General features: G+C 43.1%; 14 protein-coding genes. 4 read left to right on the top strand and 10 right to left on the bottom strand.

Annotated elements, in window-relative coordinates; genetic code table 11:
- Positions 1–3 precede the first annotated feature (3 nt).
- The 3 genes from C8N29_RS02420 to C8N29_RS02410 all read right to left on the bottom strand — a co-directional run bounded on the left by C8N29_RS02420 (position 4) and on the right by C8N29_RS02410 (position 3904).
- Positions 4–372 carry a hypothetical protein gene (locus C8N29_RS02420; protein WP_107864426.1) on the bottom strand — a complete coding sequence of 123 codons (369 nt, stop codon included), beginning with the start codon at positions 370–372 and terminating at the stop codon, positions 4–6.
- Positions 373–619: 247 nt separating this feature from the next.
- On the bottom strand, positions 620–2437 hold the full coding sequence (typA, locus tag C8N29_RS02415) for a translational GTPase TypA (RefSeq protein ID WP_420836645.1): 1818 nt from the start codon (positions 2435–2437) through the stop codon (positions 620–622).
- A 201-nt stretch (positions 2438–2638) separates the two neighbouring features.
- Complete coding sequence (locus C8N29_RS02410; protein WP_107864424.1) at positions 2639–3904, bottom strand: OmpA family protein; 1266 nt, start codon at positions 3902–3904, stop codon at positions 2639–2641.
- Positions 3905–4578: 674 nt separating this feature from the next.
- Here C8N29_RS02410 and hslO point away from each other — a divergent pair.
- A complete protein-coding gene (gene hslO, locus C8N29_RS02405; RefSeq protein WP_107864423.1) occupies positions 4579–5436 on the top strand; it encodes an Hsp33 family molecular chaperone HslO in 858 nt (285 codons plus the stop codon).
- Positions 5437–5438: 2 nt separating this feature from the next.
- Here the strand turns inward: hslO and C8N29_RS02400 are convergent, their stop codons facing one another.
- The 3 genes from C8N29_RS02400 to chrA form a co-directional block, all read right to left on the bottom strand.
- Positions 5439–6800 carry an ATP-binding protein gene (locus C8N29_RS02400; RefSeq protein WP_107864422.1) on the bottom strand — a complete coding sequence of 454 codons (1362 nt, stop codon included), beginning with the start codon at positions 6798–6800 and terminating at the stop codon, positions 5439–5441.
- Positions 6800–7543 carry an osmolarity response regulator transcription factor OmpR gene (gene ompR, locus C8N29_RS02395; RefSeq protein WP_107864421.1) on the bottom strand — a complete coding sequence of 248 codons (744 nt, stop codon included), beginning with the start codon at positions 7541–7543 and terminating at the stop codon, positions 6800–6802. The genes C8N29_RS02400 and ompR overlap by 1 nt, the downstream gene beginning before the upstream one ends.
- 303 nt (positions 7544–7846) lie before the next feature.
- Complete coding sequence (gene chrA / locus C8N29_RS02390; protein ID WP_107864420.1) at positions 7847–9157, bottom strand: chromate efflux transporter; 1311 nt, start codon at positions 9155–9157, stop codon at positions 7847–7849.
- Between the two features lie 225 nt (positions 9158–9382).
- On the opposite strand from chrA, the gene C8N29_RS02385 reads away from it, so the two are divergent.
- Positions 9383–9631 carry a type II toxin-antitoxin system Phd/YefM family antitoxin gene (locus C8N29_RS02385; RefSeq protein WP_107864419.1) on the top strand — a complete coding sequence of 83 codons (249 nt, stop codon included), beginning with the start codon at positions 9383–9385 and terminating at the stop codon, positions 9629–9631.
- The gene (locus tag C8N29_RS02380; protein ID WP_107864418.1) at positions 9621–9908 is read left to right on the top strand and encodes a type II toxin-antitoxin system RelE family toxin; all 288 of its coding nucleotides are present in this window, start codon (positions 9621–9623) and stop codon (positions 9906–9908) included. Before C8N29_RS02385 ends, C8N29_RS02380 begins: the two co-directional genes overlap by 11 nt.
- Before the next feature lie 224 nt (positions 9909–10132).
- On the opposite strand, the gene C8N29_RS02375 is transcribed toward C8N29_RS02380, so the two are convergent.
- The 3 genes from C8N29_RS02375 to C8N29_RS02365 all read right to left on the bottom strand — a co-directional run bounded on the left by C8N29_RS02375 (position 10133) and on the right by C8N29_RS02365 (position 12953).
- Positions 10133–10771 (bottom strand): hypothetical protein, encoded by a 639-nt coding sequence (locus C8N29_RS02375; RefSeq protein WP_107864417.1) that lies wholly within the window; start codon positions 10769–10771, stop codon positions 10133–10135.
- Positions 10772–10998: 227 nt separating this feature from the next.
- On the bottom strand, positions 10999–11847 hold the full coding sequence (fghA, locus tag C8N29_RS02370) for an S-formylglutathione hydrolase (RefSeq protein ID WP_275656193.1): 849 nt from the start codon (positions 11845–11847) through the stop codon (positions 10999–11001).
- On the bottom strand, positions 11847–12953 hold the full coding sequence (locus C8N29_RS02365; protein ID WP_107864415.1) for an S-(hydroxymethyl)glutathione dehydrogenase/class III alcohol dehydrogenase: 1107 nt from the start codon (positions 12951–12953) through the stop codon (positions 11847–11849). Before C8N29_RS02365 ends, fghA begins: the two co-directional genes overlap by 1 nt.
- A 468-nt stretch (positions 12954–13421) precedes the next feature.
- On the opposite strand from C8N29_RS02365, the gene C8N29_RS02360 reads away from it, so the two are divergent.
- Positions 13422–15737: a Tex family protein gene (locus C8N29_RS02360; RefSeq protein ID WP_107864414.1), complete on the top strand. Its 2316-nt coding sequence runs from the start codon at positions 13422–13424 to the stop codon at positions 15735–15737.
- 191 nt (positions 15738–15928) lie between these two features.
- Here the strand turns inward: C8N29_RS02360 and C8N29_RS02355 are convergent, their stop codons facing one another.
- Positions 15929–17011: an SDR family oxidoreductase gene (locus tag C8N29_RS02355; protein WP_107864413.1), complete on the bottom strand. Its 1083-nt coding sequence runs from the start codon at positions 17009–17011 to the stop codon at positions 15929–15931.
- Between the last annotated feature and the right edge of the window lie 39 nt (positions 17012–17050).

The raw sequence follows: 17050 nt of genomic DNA, 5'->3' as shown, positions 1-17050 counted from the left end.
CACTTAAAACACAATACGACGGTGTGTTTTAGCAAACTCATCTTCATCCGTTGCCTTTAAGACATCTTCTAAACGCTCTAGTAATTTCACAAAGTCACGCCCACGTACGGGTTTAGACATCATAAATGGCGTTGGGGAATTGGAAGGTGTTTGTGGGGCATAAGCAACCACAATATGACCCGCTTTGCCATCGCGTAACGGTAAACGCTGGGCAAATAATTCAAAATCGACAATGATGACATCACTATTCGCAACATTATCTTGATACGTCCACTGATTATCACCACGGTCGCCAAACGTAACCAATAAAGATTTCACTAAGGCTTTGTGGTGTTCTTCGGCAATCATGGAAATAATGTAATGCGTAGTCATCGTGTTAATCCTTCTTTCGCTAAGACTGGTCATCAGTTCCCTGTGTTACAAACTGTACTTCATCGTGCGTACAGTGCGCAAAACAAGTCTGTGCAAATAGTATAAGGGAAGTTATTTAGAATATGACCAAAAACAGAGAAAAAGATTAAACGACTAGCATTTGCCAAAAGTCAATATGTTTACGCTTAATGGCATATAGGTACGATTATCGGCAGACAAAAAAGGCGACCATCGGTCGCCTTTTTTATTAGCCTGCTCGGCTCATGCGTTTACGTTCGTTTTCGGTTAAATACTTTTTACGTACACGAATCGATTTTGGTGTCACTTCCACCAACTCATCATCTTCAATAAACTCTAAGGCTTGTTCGAGTGTGAATTTGATAGGGGGTGTTAAGATGATATTTTCATCACTACCCGCCGCACGAATGTTGGTTAACTGCTTGGCTTTGGTGGGATTAACCACCATATCATCACCACGCGCATTCAAACCAACCACCATGCCCTCATACACTTCTACACCAGGCTCAACGAATAAACGGCCACGTTCTTGTAGGTTAAATAGTGCATAGGCGAGTACCGTCCCTTGTACCATAGATACCAGTACCCCATTTTGGCGTTTGGCGACTTGACCTGTTTTAGCCACACCGTAGTGCGAAAAACTCGAGGTCATGATACCTGTGCCTGAGGTTAAGGTCATAAACTCCGAACGGAAGCCAATCAAGCCACGTGATGGGACGGTGGCATCAATACGAATACGGCCTTTACCATCAACCACCATATCGGTCATTTCGCCTTTGCGTAATCCCATTTGCTCCATGACGACGCCTTGATGGTGCTCTTCTACATCAAAAATGACGTTTTCGAATGGCTCTTGCATCTCGCCATCGACTTCACGCATGATGACCTCTGGACGAGAGACACCCAATTCAAAGCCTTCACGACGCATGTTTTCAATCAACACGCTCAAATGCAATTCACCACGGCCAGACACCTTAAAGCGGTCGGCACTGTCTGTTTGCTCCACACGTAAGGCAACATTATGAATTAACTCACGGTCTAAACGGTCTTTAATCACACGGGAGGTGACATATTTACCTTCTTTACCCGCAAATGGGGAGGTGTTGACTTGGAAAGTCATCGACACAGTGGGTTCATCCACGGTTAAGGCAGGCAAGGCTTCTGGGTTCAGTGGGTCACACAAGGTATCAGAAATGTTCAGACCTTCCATGCCTGTTACACAAACGATGTCACCAGCGGTCGCTTCTGGTACTTCCACACGTTGTAAGCCATGATAACCCATGACCTGTAAGATACGACCATTACGCTTTTTACCATCTTTATCCAAAATAGCGACAGGCGTATTGGTTTTCACTTTACCGCGCTGAATACGACCAATCCCAATCACCCCCACATAACTAGAATAATCTAGCGAGGAGATTTGCATTTGGAACGAGCCTTCTTGGTCAACGCTCGGCGGTGTTACACGGTCAACAATGGTTTGGAATAACGGCGTCATATCTTCTGCCAAGTCGTCAGGCGACAAACCTGCAACCCCATTTAAGGCAGAGGCATAAACAACTGGGAAGTCTAACTGTTCATCTGTCGCACCCAAACGGTCGAACAAATCAAACACTTGGTCAATTACCCAATCTGGGCGAGCACCAGGACGGTCAACTTTATTAACAACCACAATCGGCTTTAGACCTTGTGCAAAGGCTTTCATGGTCACAAAACGGGTTTGTGGCATGGGGCCATCTACGGCATCAACCAATAACAATACGCAGTCCACCATACTTAATACGCGTTCGACTTCACCACCAAAGTCGGCGTGGCCGGGTGTATCGACAATATTAATTCGGTAGTCGCGCCATTTGATAGCCGTATTCTTGGCGAGGATGGTAATACCACGCTCTTTTTCAAGGGCATTAGAGTCCATGACTCGTTCGATTTCACCCGCACGTTCACCGAGCGTACCAGACTGTTGAAGAAGTTTATCTACCAAGGTGGTTTTACCGTGGTCAACGTGAGCAATGATGGCGATATTTCGCAAGTTTTCAATGGACATGATTTTGTCTAAGGCCGAGTGTTACTGAAAAGGGGCGCATTATAACGCAAGAATGATGACAACTTGAGCAAAAGAATAGGGATTTTTAGTATTTAAGTGCTTAAAAATGATTAAAGCCATCAAAAGATGGCTTTAATCGATTTGCCAAGAGAGAAAACCGATAAAAGTTCTCTCTCTTTAGTGCTGACTAAGTGAAGCTAATTATTTTTTAGCTTTTTTCTTAGTTGCTTTTTTGCCTTTTTTTGCTTTAACAGGCTTAGTAACTACTTTACTGACTGTCGTTGTTTTCTCAGCAGTCAATACAGCAATCACACGACGGTTTTTGGCTTTACCTTCGGCTGTTTTGTTATCAGCAATAGGCTTGCTAGAACCGTAACCAATCGCTGTTAAGCGGCTGGCATCAATACCATATTCGCTAATTAACATGCTCATGACAGCTTTTGCACGGTCTTGAGACAATGTGTTGTTTTTAGCTGGGCTACCAGAAGAGTCTGTGTGGCCTTCGATAGTAATGAAGGATTTAGAGTACTGTTTAGCTAAATCAGCAATCTTAGCAACTTCACCTTTGTATTCTGGCTTGATAACAGACTTACCAGAATCGAAGACGATATTGATTTGCTCTTTAATGGCTTCTTTCACTTCTTTAGTGACCATCTTCGCACAACCTTTGTCATCTACGACAACATTGGCGGCTGTACCTGGGCACTTATCGTTAGCGTCAGTTACACCATCTTTATCTTCATCTAACGGACAACCATTTGCACCCACTTGCATACCTGCTGGGGTGTTTGGACATTCATCAATACTGTTAGGTACGCGGTCTTTGTCACTGTCTAATGGACAGCCATCAACGCCCACTTCCCAACCTGCTGGCGTATTTGGACAACGGTCGTTAGTATCTACCACGCCGTCACCGTCCGTATCTACTGGCACGTAGGTTTTTGGCTCGGGAACAGGGACATATTGAATCGGTTTAGTTTCACCACCAAAACCATACTGTAAACCAGTTAACACTAAAAAGTCGGTTTTACTTTGGTCAGAGTTATGAATAGCACGTAATTCGCCGCGTAATGCTAAGGCATCACTGAAGCTATAAAATGCACCACCACCTAAATTCATGACGGTGTCTGTGGTAGACATTGTGACACCAGACTTTGTGTAGTCTAAATCTTGTTGACCAATACCTGTTAAGACATAAGGAGACAAGCTGCCTGCTGTCCACGATGCTGGCGAAATGAGCACATTACCGTTGAATAATTTTGCGTCTGACGCTTTGCCATATTCTGCTTCAACAGAGACAGACGAAACAAGCTTAACACCAGCTGCTAAACCCACATAAGCACCGCTGTCACCTTCATCTGGTGCGTGATAGCCTAATAATGGCGTCACTGAGAATAAAGCAGCATGTGCCGACATGGCCATAGGAGCTGCCAACACGACAGCAAGTGCAATCCGATTGAGTTTCATTGAGTTCCTCCTGGTTTAGGAATGTCGTTTGCCAGATATGGCTATTTTAGAGACTGTTGAGGCCTGCGCCAAGCGAAAAAAACAACCCTTTTGCCAGTCTTAGCGTTCCGATGTCTTTAAAAACCTTCTAAAGCTACCCATTAGCATGACACAGGTCAAGCCTCCGTGTCTAACAATCGGTTGATTTTTAGTGATTATACGCCAGTTGCTAAGAAAAATTAGGGCATTTCTGTGACTGTGCAGAGAATACACAAGTTGCTCAGACAATATTCAACGCTGTTGAAATACGCTTAGGGTCTGTTGATGTTTGGATTGTGGTTGCGAAAGAAGCTATTTTTTACAGGATACGCGGCATGAGTCGCGTAGTTTGGTAATTCCAAATAAGCGATTAACAACAAAGTCGTCTCAAAAAATCGTTCTTTCCCTTTGGGTTGCCAACATCAATCGTTTTGCACTAAGCAACGCCAGCATAGCGTTATGACACTTAGGTGAGCATACAAATAAACTTTGCCTTTAGCCGTTAATAAACACGCTATACTGCATTTTTATTGCTAAAATCGACAAACTTAAGCAATGTTACAGATAGCGCCTAGCGGTTGTGCTTTATGTAAAGGATTGCTTATCCCCCTATCTGTGCTTTCACACTCTCTGTTGATGATTTTATAGGTCACGTTATGTCAGATATACGCCAACGCTTTTATTTTGCTGATAGCCCTGTTCGTGGTGAGATTGTGCAGTTAAAACAAAGTTTGGCCGATATTTTTGAGCGCCATAGTTATCCTTCTGTTATACAACAACGCTTGGCAGAACTGGTCACCGCCAGTGTGTTGCTGACGGCAACCTTAAAACTAGAAGGCCGTTTGAGTTTACAAGCGCGCGGTACAGGCGCACTAAAAATGATGATGGCGGAATGTAATCACCATCATGAAGTACGTGCCATCGCCCAATTAAGTGACACCCTCCCTTGCCCAAATCAAGCCAGTCTTGCCGAGCTATTAGGTACTGACGGTTTATTGGTGATTACCTTAGAGCCTAATCAGGGTCAACGTTATCAAGGCATTGTTGCATTAGAAGGTGAAACGATTGCCGCCTGCTTAGAGAATTATTTCGCCCAATCAGAGCAGTTACCGACGCGCCTATGGTTAGCAACGAATGGCACGGTAGGTGCGGGGCTGTTATTACAAGCATTACCACAAAGCGAAGCCGACCAAGATGCAGACCGTTGGCCTCGTCTGTTAAAAATCACCGAAACCCTACAACCTGCCGAATTATTAGACTTATCGACGAATGAGGTACTGTATCGGTTGTACCATGAGGAGTCTGTGGTCTTACCTGCCAGCGAAGCCGTGACATTTGCCTGTACTTGCTCACGCGATAATACCGCCAATGCCTTAATTAGTATTGGCGAAGCGGAGTGTGAAGATATCATTGCCGAGCAAGGCAGCATTCGTTTGCATTGCCAATTTTGTCATACGGAATATGTGTTTAGTGCAGGGGATATTCGTCGCTTATTCCCGCATCAACTTCATTAATATTATACGATTTTCGGTAGTGGCAAGCTGACGGAGACTTCTAAACCACCCTCAGGGTGGTTACAAATAACTAAGCTGCCTTTGTGCATACGGACAATACGCGCAACAATGGCTAAACCCAAACCCGACCCCTGTGTTGTCCGTGCAGCCTCGCCACGGACAAAGGGCTGCATCAGTTCGGGTAATTTGGCCTCATCAATACCCAGTCCGTGGTCTCGTACTTTAATAACTAACTCTTGTCGTCCCTCTAAGGCAGATAAGTCAATGGGGGCTTGGCCATAACGCAAGGCATTATTTACCAAGTTACCAATCATCCGTTTAATTGCCATACGACGAATGATGATATCAGGCAAAGGCTCTGGCTGAAAACTCACCGTTGTTTGTTGGGAAAACTGTGCCGCGACTTCTGCCAGTACCGCATTAATATCTGTCAGCTCTAAAGGCTCGTCTGAACCGTCACGCATAAAGGAAATAAATTGGTCTAAAATGGCATCCATATCTTGAATGTCTAAAATCATGCCTTCAGCAAGGTCTTTGTCAGACATCATTTCAGCCGTCAATCGTAAGCGTGTTAAGGGCGTACGCAAATCGTGCGAAATACCCGCCAACATCACTGTACGGTCTTTGGCCGCTTGTTGGATATCGTGTGTCATTTGATTAAAAGCGGTATTAACAGCACGAATTTCGGAAGGGCCACGCTGTGTTTCAAGCATGGTCGCGTGTTGTCCTTTAGCCACACGACGAGCCGCCAACTCCAAACGCTTTAAGGGGCGATTAAGTTGCCGAACTAAAGTGACGATAGCAATGATGGCCAAAATAGGCACACCAATCACCCATGCAATGATAATAAACGGATTATATTGGGCGAAAAATACGAGGGGTTCACGAATCCATACATCTTTCATGGACGGAATATACATCCACAAGCGTGGTGTAGGTTTAAATTCAAAATAGACATCTATCGGCTCATGTAATTCTCGCCGTAATTGTTCTTCTAATTCTTGGGTAAAAAACTCGGCGAACGGCTTGTCTTTAAGCGAAGGAAACTCGTCGGGATTACGAATCACCTCGATGCCTGTGGAGCGTTTAATCCATTCATGCATTTCTAAGGCTTGTGGGTTTTCGAGCACCTGCTGCTCAGCATTACGTAATAACGACAGGTTGACCGCCACATAATGCGCATGTTGACGCATTTCTGGCAAATAGAGATTCCACCAAAAAAATGCCAATGATAAATATTGGCTAACGACCAAGACAATACTAATCACTAAGGTCGTCCGCCAAACAGCACTTTTGGGCTTGATTTTTGACCATATACGGTCAAACCAGCCACGGTAGATGGGCTCTGGGGTGGCCGTCGTCATTATATTACCGACTCTTTACCATCGGGTACAAACACATAACCCACGCCCCATACAGTTTGAATATAACGTGCTTTGGCAGGGTTTTCTTCAATTAAACGTCGCAAACGCGAGACTTGCACATCAATAGAACGCTCCATCGCTCCCCACTCACGACCACGGGCTAAATTCATCAATTTATCGCGGGTTAATGGCTCGCGTGGATGTTGCACAAGGGCTTTGAGTACCGCAAACTCGCCTGTAGTCAGTGGTACAACTTCGTTATCTTTACGAAATTCACGGGTTGATAAATCCAGCTCCCACGGGCCAAATTTGACCACTTCAGCCACTTGTGAGGGCGCACCAGGCAACTCTCGTACCTGCCGACGAAGCACGGCTTTGATGCGTGCTAGTAACTCTTGAGGATTAAATGGCTTGGGCAAATAGTCATCTGCGCCTGCATCTAAACCGCTAATACGGTCGGCATCTGCACCACGCGCTGTCAGCATAATAATAGGCATTTGATTGTTAGCCGCACGCAAGCGACGACAAATCGCCAAACCATCTTCACCTGGCAACATAAAGTCTAATACCATCAATGAAAACAGCTCACGGGCTAACATACGATCCATTTGTAACGCATCTGGTACGGCTTTTACGGTATAGCCCTGCTCTTCTAAAAAACGCTGTAATAGCGTACGTAAGCGTACATCATCATCGACCACCAATATTTTATGCGTTTCTTGTGTTTGATGTTGATTTTCCATGAATTTCTCTCTGTCGACTTAGGTCACATGGGGGATGTATTGTTGTAGTGTTTAGCGTCTAAAGTCTGTGGTATCTCTGTTTCATCATCATTTAGGCTTAAACGAGGGTCATTGATTGATGCATATTCTCGGCAGCATTCATACTGCTCTACTTGCTCAACATGATAACTCCGACTCGGATTGATGCTCGCCTTCGATAAAATACATAACGCCTATTTGTATGAGACGCTAACCAAAAGTGCAGTCTAATGCAATCCTGTTCTGCATCTAAATGCTGTATTCTACCTGTTTTATGATGGCTTTTTATTTGAGGACAAGGCCAATCCCCGCACAGACAGCTAATAAAGAGATGACCCCGACATTAAAACGAAGCAAGGCAACACATGCCACTATTGCTAACAACAGTGCAGGATAATCTATCGTATTGCCCCACCCTTGTGGCCAAAACACATGATAGGCCATAAATAAGGCTAAATTAACAATCACGCCGACAATAGCGGCACTGATTGCCGTTAACGGCGCGTGAAGTTTAGGTAAGTGTCGAGTGGCTTCAACCACAGGCGCACCCAAAAAGATAAAAATAAATGACGGCAAAAAGGTAAAAAATGTGGCCAGACTTGAGGCAATCATGGCATTAATTAAAGGATCATTGCCTAAAGCCTGTTGCCAACCTGCAACAAAACCCACAAAAGCAACAATCATAATCAATGGGCCTGGTGTACTTTCACCAAGGGCTAAACCATCCATCATTTGCGCTTGGCTTAACCATTGATAATCCACGACAACCGCATGATTAACATAAGGTAAAACGGCATACGCGCCACCAAAGGTTAATAACGCGGCTTTACTAAAAAATTGAGCAATATGGTTATATAAATGAGTTTGGCCAAAGATAAAAAACACCGCACTTAAACTGCCAAACCATAAAATCAGACTGACCAATAAGGCTCTGCGCCATGTGTGAGCTTGATATTGGGCATGAGTTGCTAAGGGGGAATGGTCATCAATCACACTTGCGCCATAACTTTTGCCACTACTGCCATGTCCTGCGGTTTTAAATAAAGACGGTTGCCAACGGTACAAGGCTAAACCTATTAAGGCAGCGGCCAATACAATCCACACGAACCCTAACCCCGCCACAATGGCTAATAAGGCCGCCAAACTAATGGCGCGTAGATAATTGTTTTTTAGGGTTTTACTGGCTAAACGCCATGCCGCTGCTAACACTAAGGCGACAACGACAGGTTTAATACCCCATAAAATGGCTTGTGCGCTAGGCAGTTGGCCAAAGCTCATATATAGCCAACCTAATAACCAAAACAATAACAAAGATGGCAACACAAATAAGCCACCCGCAATCAGCCCTCCCCAACGACCATGTAACAACCAACCAATATAAGTGGCGAGTTGTTGGGCTTCAGGGCCAGGTAACAACATACAATAATTAAGCGCGTGTAAAAAACGACCTTCTGAAATCCAGCGTTTGTCTTCAACTAGCTCTTTGTGCATTAAGGCAATTTGCCCAGCAGGACCACCAAAACTAATACAGCCAATTTTAAGCCAAAGTTTGAGGGCTTGGTTAAAGGTGGGATGGGTTGGTGGGGAGGTGTTCATGTGAGTTTTTTAGAATGAAAATATGGATGACATTGTAAACGAGTTTTTTTGTTAGTAGCGAATTAGTTGGCAAAATAGATTTTTTCTATTATTCGAGAATAAGATTTTAAGTTTGATATAGAGTAAAAGCGTCTTTAAAAGCACTTTTAAAAGTGCTTTGTGGTGTGCTATATTGAGTAAACATCAATAAAACCTACAATCTATTAACTATTTAGAGGCTTAATAATGACTCAACTAATTCATGCACGAATGACTGCAAGTATTACAGAGCTTAAAAAAAGTCCTATGGATACAGTATTAGCAGGAAAGGGAGAAGCTGTTGCGATTCTTAATCGTAATACGCCTGCTTTTTATTGTATTCCTGCTGAGTTGTACGAAAAAATGCTTGAGCAATTAGAAGACTTAGAACTCAATAAAATTGCAGATGCTCGTGCGAATCAAAAGCGCATTCGAGTAAATATAGATGACTTATAAATTAGAGTTTTTAGAAGAAGCCTTAGCTGAGTGGAATAAGCTAAATTTGAGCGTTAAACAACCGCTAAAAAAGAAATTAGAGAAAGTGTTGGATAACCCGAAAGTGCCAAAAAATAAGCTTTCGGGACATCCGAATCGTTATAAAATCAAATTGCGAAGTATTGGTTATCGTTTGGTATATGAAGTGATTGATGATCAAGTGGTGGTCTTAGTGATTGCTGTTGGTAAGCGTGAAAATGATGCGGTATATCAGGCAGCCGATCTGAAGCATTCTTAACTAAGCCAATAGATCAGCTAAATTGGAGTGTGTTGAAGCCAATTCTATGATCTTATCAATAGGACTTACGCGGTTATCGCTTATTTGCTCACTAAATAATCGCTTTTAGCGATTTTTGGCTCACAAAACGCGCTAATTTCAGTGAAATGCGTAAGTCCTAATCAATTTCGACTCTAATCTTGTAGTTGTGGGTTAAGGGACGAAGCCCATAACTCGAGTCTGATTTATTTTTTAATCTTCCAATCACAATCAAAATATAATTTTGCAATATCATTAATAGAATGACCATCTATTCCTACACCAAATCTATCTCTAGGATATTTTTGAGCGGGATGCTTTTTCATAAACCAAGATCCGTAATATGAGTTTCCTGCTTCATTCAAATAACCATAAAAAAAACCAATAGACTTCCCATCAATATCCGTTAACTCTTTCACACTCGTTAACTGATCGTTGGTCAAACCCAATTCTATTTTTCTTATTCCATATGGCACAGCAAAAGGAACTCTAAATGGTAGAATAGTAGCGTCAATAAATACACCTTGCCAAACAAACAACCGATTTGAAAGTTTTCTATATGTTTTAACAACACGAGAATTATCGAGTACACTATTCGTGCTAAAGTGTTTTTTCAGTACAATTGCGGGTTGATTTGGGTCTTTCGCTTTATTTTGCTCAAAATTGAACATTGAACTAATACAAGACTCTGCAACTAGATTGTTTGTATCATCAACATCCTGATAATAAAGACGAGTACCATCCAAGAAATAGCCTTTTTTTATTGGTCTCACAATCGTTATATCTGCACCAATACATCCAAACAACAGAAATGATATAACAACGACTAATAACTTTTTAAACACCCCTAACTCCCTCTCGCCTTATATATTAAAACAAATTATGCCTTCGTTTGGTATTAAGGCTTCAACAACCTCGCGACATATCAGATAAAAATTTGTAGCAAGCAAGTGCAGGATGCGTATAGTCAAAACAATAATAATCAATAGGTTATGATTTTACTTCCTAATAACCAACAGACTTTTTCAAACCTAAAATAATGGGTTTCCTTCGTCAACCCATCCTAAAAAATCTAAACCATCAAACACCGCACATGATGTGCTAAATGGTCAGCCATAAAGCTACTAATAAAATAATAACCGTGGTCATAATTTTCATGTCGGCGTAAGTTGAGTGATTGACCATGTTGCTGACAGGCAGCTTCCAATAACTCAGGATACAGTTGATTAGCCAGAAATTGATCGTTTAAACCTTGGTCAATCAAAATGGGTGGCGCTTTTTTGCCATCTTCAATTAACGCTGTTGCATCATAAGCTCGCCATGTTTGTTGATTATCACCCAAATAATGACTAAAGGCTTTTTGTCCCCAAGGGCATTGGCTCGGTGCAGCAATTGGCGCAAAGGCTGATACCGACTGATATAATTCGGGATGGCGTAAGGCCAACACCAATGCCCCATGTCCACCCATTGAGTGACCGAAAATACCCACTTTGCTGTCATCCGCAGGAAAATGCCTAAGAATTAACTCACGCAATTCTTGCGTGACATAACTTTCCATGCGGTAATTTTTTGACCATGGCTCTTGTGTCGCATCAACATAAAAGCCAGCACCCACACCAAAATCCCACGCATCGGCTTCGCCTGTAATGCCTGCACCGCGTGGACTGGTGTCCATCGTGACAATCATCAGCCCATAGTCGGCTGCCAAGCGTTGTGCGCCTGCTTTAATGGCAAAGGTTTCTTCGTTACAGGTTAAACCTGCTAAATAAAACAACACAGGCACTTTGCCCTGTTGTGCTTGTGGTGGCTGATACACCGCAAAGCGCATTGGCAAACCGATAACGCTAGATTGATGTTGATAAAAACCTTGCACACCACCAAAGCAGGCGTGTGTGCTGCGTGTTTCAAAAGCCGTCATCATTAAAACACCACTACCGAGCGAATCGATTCACCTGCTTTCATCAATCTAAAGCCTTCGTTAATGTCTTCGAGTTTTAAGGTGTGAGTGATTAAAGAATCAATATTAATTTTGCCTTCCATATACCAATCGACAATTTTAGGCACATCAGTACGACCACGCGCACCGCCAAATGCTGAGCCTTTCCACACTCGACCTGTCACTAATTGGAAAGGACGAGTGCTAATTTCTGCACCTGCTTCTGCCACACCAATAATAATGCTTTGCCCCCAACCTTTATGGCAGCACTCTAGGGCTTGGCGCATCACTTTGGTATTGCCAATACATTCAAAGCTATAATCTGCACCACCGTCAGTAAGTTGAATAATGGTATCCACCACATTTTCAACGTCATTGGGATTGATAAAATGGGTCATACCAAACTGACGAGCGAGTTCTTGACGCGCAGGGTTAATATCGACACCAATAATTTTGCCTGCACCCACCATTTTTGCACCCTGAATGACATTCAGGCCAATACCCCCCAAACCAAAGACTACGACATTTGCGCCTGCTTCGACTTTGGCGGTAAATAATACTGCGCCTAAGCCTGTGGTGACGCCACAACCGATATAACAAACTTTATCAAATGGCGCATCGGAGCGAATTTTGGCAAGGGCGATTTCGGGAACAACAATATAATTAGAGAAGGTGGATGTGCCCATATAATGCAAAATAGGTTTACCGTTGAGCGAAAAGCGGCTGGTGGCATCAGGCATTAAACCTCGACCTTGTGTGCTACGAATCGCTTGGCAAAGATTGGTTTTTTGCGATAAACAAAACTTACATTGGCGACATTCAGGTGTATATAAAGGAATAACGTGGTCGCCAGCTTGTAAGGATTTTACGCCTGCACCTACTTCAACCACCACTCCAGCACCTTCATGGCCTAAAATGGCAGGAAATAAACCTTCAGGATCTGCACCTGATAACGTGTAATAATCGGTATGACAAATGCCTGTGGCTTTAATTTCAACTAAGACTTCACCTGCTTTTGGTCCTTGTAATTCGACCTCTTCAATGGTTAAGGGTTGACCTGCTTGCCATGCCACGGCGGCTCTTGTTTTCATGGTTTTTTCCTATCAATTATTAAAAGAATGGCGAATAAATGCCTGTCTTTTGCGGTTTAGTCAATTGCCATTTTTGTGACAAATTCATTTTAGAGTCAAATTTGAGCTGCTTGTGTCATTTTTCCTGATTTTAACGGCCTCTCTTTAAATATTGTGGATAGGTATCTACACAATTATTTTGGGCATTAAAAGACTATAAAAATGAGAGTAAGTCCCCTCTTGAGAGGGGATTTAGGGGTGTGTTAGGGCTAAAAACTAGGCTTTTAGTAGCTGTTTTAACCCACCCCTAGCCCCTCCGAGGAGCGGAATTTCATCGTTATAGTCTCAATTTTAGCCTTTTAAAAAGATGTGGGGTGAGGGGAAATTGAAATAGCGATTGCGCCTAAAGAAAACAGTCAAGTGACACTGTTTTCGTCATCATTGCTCGTTATAATGCCGCTCAGTTTACTTCATGGATATATGTTAATAATGAATCTTTTTAGCCAAAAAATTGCCCAAGAGCTGGCTGTTAAAGCCGAACAAGTTGAAGCTGCTATTCAATTATTAGACGGTGGCGCAACCGTACCGTTTATTGCGCGTTATCGTAAAGAAGTCACTCAAGGCTTAGACGACACCCAATTACGTTTTTTAGAAGAGCGTTTGCTGTATTTGCGTGAGTTGGAAGACCGTCGCCAAACCATTATTAATAGCGTCAACGAACAAGGCAAATTAACGCCCGAACTCAATGCAAAATTGTTGGCAGCGGAAACCAAAGCCATTTTGGAAGATTTATATTTACCCTATAAACCCAAAAAGACCACCAAAGGTCAAATGGCGATTGCCGCAGGATTGTTGCCTTTGGCTGAGCAATTATTGGCAAATCCCAGTCTAAATCCACAAGCTACTGCCGAAAGCTTTATTTGTGAAGGCTATGCCGACTCTAAAGCGGTATTAGAAGGTGCAAAATATATTTTAATGGAGCGTTTTGCCGAAGATGCTGAGCTATTAGCCAAAATTCGCCCCTATTTTTATCAACAAGCACATGTTATTAGCAAGTTAGTGGATGGCAAAGAACAAGAAGCGGCTAAATTTAAAGACTATTTTGATTTTAGTGAAGCACTCAGCACTATTCCTTCGCATCGTGCATTAGCAGTGTTTCGTGGTCGTAATGAAGGCTTTTTAACCGTCACCGTGAATTTGCCTAATCTTGATAGCACCATGCCGCATCCCTGCGAGGGCGTAATTGCCAATCAATTTGATATTCGCCAACAACAACGTGCTGCTGATAATTGGTTGCAAGAAGTGGTAAGATGGACGTGGCGTATTAAATTACAGCCACATTTAGAAAGTAGCTTTGTCACCGAATTAAAAAATCAAGCCGATGGCGAAGCGATTCATGTCTTTGGTCAAAATTTGAAAAACTTGTTAATGGCTGCCCCTGCGGGTCAACGGGCAACTATGGGTTTAGACCCCGGTTTACGCACAGGTGTAAAAGTTGCCATTGTTGATAAAACAGGCAAATTAGTCGCGTATACCGCTATTTTCCCCCATCAACCCAAAAACGAATGGCATGAGTCTTTAGCGGTTTTAGCCAAATTATGCGCCCAACATCAAGTGGAGTTAATTGCTATTGGTAACGGTACTGCATCACGAGAGACTGACCAATTAGCTGCCGAACTGATTAAAAAACACAGCGAATTAAAATTAACCAAAATTGTCGTCAGTGAAGCAGGGGCATCAGTGTATTCTGCATCAGCATTGGCCGCCGAGGAGTTTCCTGATTTAGATGTCTCGTATCGGGGCGCGGTGTCGATTGCCCGTCGTTTGCAAGACCCTTTAGCCGAATTAGTCAAAATTGAACCTAAAGCGATTGGCGTTGGTCAATATCAGCATGATGTTAATCAGCCTCAGTTGGCGCGTGGTTTGGATGCGGTGGTGGAAGACTGTGTTAATGCGGTGGGTGTTGATGTGAATACGGCATCAGTGGCCTTATTAACCCGTATTGCAGGTTTAAATAAAACCATTGCCCAAAACTTGGTGAATTTTAGAAATGAACATGGTGCATTTGCCAATCGTGAGAATCTGAAAAAAGTGCCACGCTTAGGCGCAAAAACCTTTGAACAAGCGGCAGGATTTTTGCGAATTTTAGGGGGAGATAATCCCTTAGATAGCTCTAGTGTCCATCCTGAAGCCTATCCTGTGGTAGAAAAGATTTTGCGTAACAAAGGCTTAACAATGAGCGATTTAATGGGCAATAGCGAAAAAGTCCGCTCCATTAAAGCTCAAGACTATATTGATGAGCGTTTTGGTTTACCCACGATTCAAGATATTTTACAAGAATTAGAAAAACCAGCGCGTGACCCACGACCTGCGTTTGTTGCACCACAGTTTATGGAAGGTGTCACCGACATTAAAGACTTGGTGGTAGGTATGGTGTTAGAAGGTGTGGTCACTAATGTCACGAATTTTGGTGCGTTTGTCGATATTGGCGTACATCAAGATGGCTTAGTACATATTTCGATGTTGTCAGAAAATTTTGTCAAAGACCCTCATGCGGTGGTCAAAGCAGGCGATATTGTCAAAGTGAAAGTGATTGAAGTGGATGTGGCACGTAAACGGATTGCGTTAACACGCCGCTTAAACGACAAAGCTGCGGCACAAACAACGTCGCGTGCTGAACCTAAAGTCACTAACCAACGTTCGTTTAATAGTCCTGCACCTAGCAACACTAAAGGCAAAAGCTCAACGCCTGCGAAGTCAGGCACAATGGCCGATTTGTTTGCTAAAGCAGGAATGAAAAAGTAGTCCTTTCTCGATGGATTACGCCAAAAACAGTCCTATATGACATAACAAGCCTTGCCCATTGAATTGTCAAGGCTTGTGCCCTACGTGAATATCGTTTTATGCCTAACGCGATTCATAGGCAACATGCCAGCCGCCCCCATTATTTGTAACGTCCTTGTTTTGAGACTGATAGTTTTTTCCTAACATAAGGATTAAGTCATCAACACCTCATTATGAGACTGATGTTGCACATAAGCCGCCGTTTTGACTAATACCGCTGCTAAGGGAGGGTGTGACAAGCCCAACTGTTGCGCTACCGCATCGGCAGACGCCGTATCTAAAGACTCTGTGCGTAAAAAATGTAATTGTTCGGCACTTAAACCGAGACAAGCTGCCAAACGTCGGTATTTGGCAATAAACTGCAATAAAGGCACTGGTAGCTGCCAACGGGGCGCAGAAACAGCTAACATTGGCGCACAATATGTTAATACCTGTCTCAGGTCAGGCGTTGTATTGTCAGCCAAGACATACTCTTGACCTGCCGCATGCGGTACGTCTAACACATGCGCTAAAAAATCTACCACATAATCAACGCTGACTAAGGGTAATCTATAGCCCTGCCCTGCGGGTACCGCGATGAATTTACCCGCTTTCAAGTCTACTAAAGTGTGATAAAAAGGCTGATGCGCTGCTAACTCGCCCGTTTGACTATGTCCTATCACGGTTGCGGGATGAATCACCGTACATAACAAACCTTTTTGTTGACATTGTTTTTTAATGGCAAAATGTGCCTCAATTTTAGAGGCCTCATACGCGCCTAATTGACGATACAAACTCAACCAATCATGATGCTCGCCTGCGTTAATGCCCAATGCTGCTAAATTATTGGGTAAACTCACCATATAACCTGACAATTGTATGACATGCCTTAACGGTGTGCGTGCACTCAATAATGCCAACAAATCCACGACTGCAGTGACATTAATTTGCCGCGCTTGTATGGCACTTAACTGCCATGCAAACAACGCTGCGGTGTGATATAATACGGTAATCTCTGCCAGTTTTTGCCAATCTTCCTCACTCACCCCTGCATTTGCTTGGCTAAGGTCAGCATAAATCGCGCTTAACCGTTGTGAATTGACACCGTAAGTGGTTAACCATGCTTTTAAGGTGGGTAATTGGCTTTCAGGTTGCCGCAACATCACAATCACCGTTTCGCCTTTGGCCAATAACGCAGCAACTAAAAAGCGACCAATAAACCCATGCCCACCCGTGACTAAAATCGTATTCATCATGTTTTCCTCATCAACAATAGATACAAGACAAAGCCTAAA

The sequence above is a fragment of the Agitococcus lubricus genome (assembly GCF_003051055.1).
Classification (GTDB): domain Bacteria; phylum Pseudomonadota; class Gammaproteobacteria; order Pseudomonadales; family Moraxellaceae; genus Agitococcus; species Agitococcus lubricus.
The sequence above is the reverse complement of the archived record's forward strand: the minus strand, read 5'-3'. Positions and strand labels throughout refer to the sequence as shown.

Bases quoted from the DNA above. Each gene is read 5' to 3' on its own strand.
- C8N29_RS02420 (WP_107864426.1), bottom strand. From the start codon at position 372: ATGACTACGCATTACATTATTTCCATGATTGCCGAAGAACACCACAAA.
- typA (WP_420836645.1), bottom strand. From the start codon at position 2,437: ATGTCCATTGAAAACTTGCGAAATATCGCCATCATTGCTCACGTTGAC.
- C8N29_RS02410 (WP_107864424.1), bottom strand. From the start codon at position 3,904: ATGAAACTCAATCGGATTGCACTTGCTGTCGTGTTGGCAGCTCCTATG.
- hslO (WP_107864423.1), top strand. From the start codon at position 4,579: ATGTCAGATATACGCCAACGCTTTTATTTTGCTGATAGCCCTGTTCGT.
- C8N29_RS02400 (WP_107864422.1), bottom strand. From the start codon at position 6,800: ATGACGACGGCCACCCCAGAGCCCATCTACCGTGGCTGGTTTGACCGT.
- ompR (WP_107864421.1), bottom strand. From the start codon at position 7,543: ATGGAAAATCAACATCAAACACAAGAAACGCATAAAATATTGGTGGTC.
- chrA (WP_107864420.1), bottom strand. From the start codon at position 9,157: ATGAACACCTCCCCACCAACCCATCCCACCTTTAACCAAGCCCTCAAA.
- C8N29_RS02385 (WP_107864419.1), top strand. From the start codon at position 9,383: ATGACTCAACTAATTCATGCACGAATGACTGCAAGTATTACAGAGCTT.
- C8N29_RS02380 (WP_107864418.1), top strand. From the start codon at position 9,621: ATGACTTATAAATTAGAGTTTTTAGAAGAAGCCTTAGCTGAGTGGAAT.
- fghA (WP_275656193.1), bottom strand. From the start codon at position 11,847: ATGATGACGGCTTTTGAAACACGCAGCACACACGCCTGCTTTGGTGGT.
- C8N29_RS02365 (WP_107864415.1), bottom strand. From the start codon at position 12,953: ATGAAAACAAGAGCCGCCGTGGCATGGCAAGCAGGTCAACCCTTAACC.
- C8N29_RS02360 (WP_107864414.1), top strand. From the start codon at position 13,422: ATGAATCTTTTTAGCCAAAAAATTGCCCAAGAGCTGGCTGTTAAAGCC.
- C8N29_RS02355 (WP_107864413.1), bottom strand. From the start codon at position 17,011: ATGATGAATACGATTTTAGTCACGGGTGGGCATGGGTTTATTGGTCGC.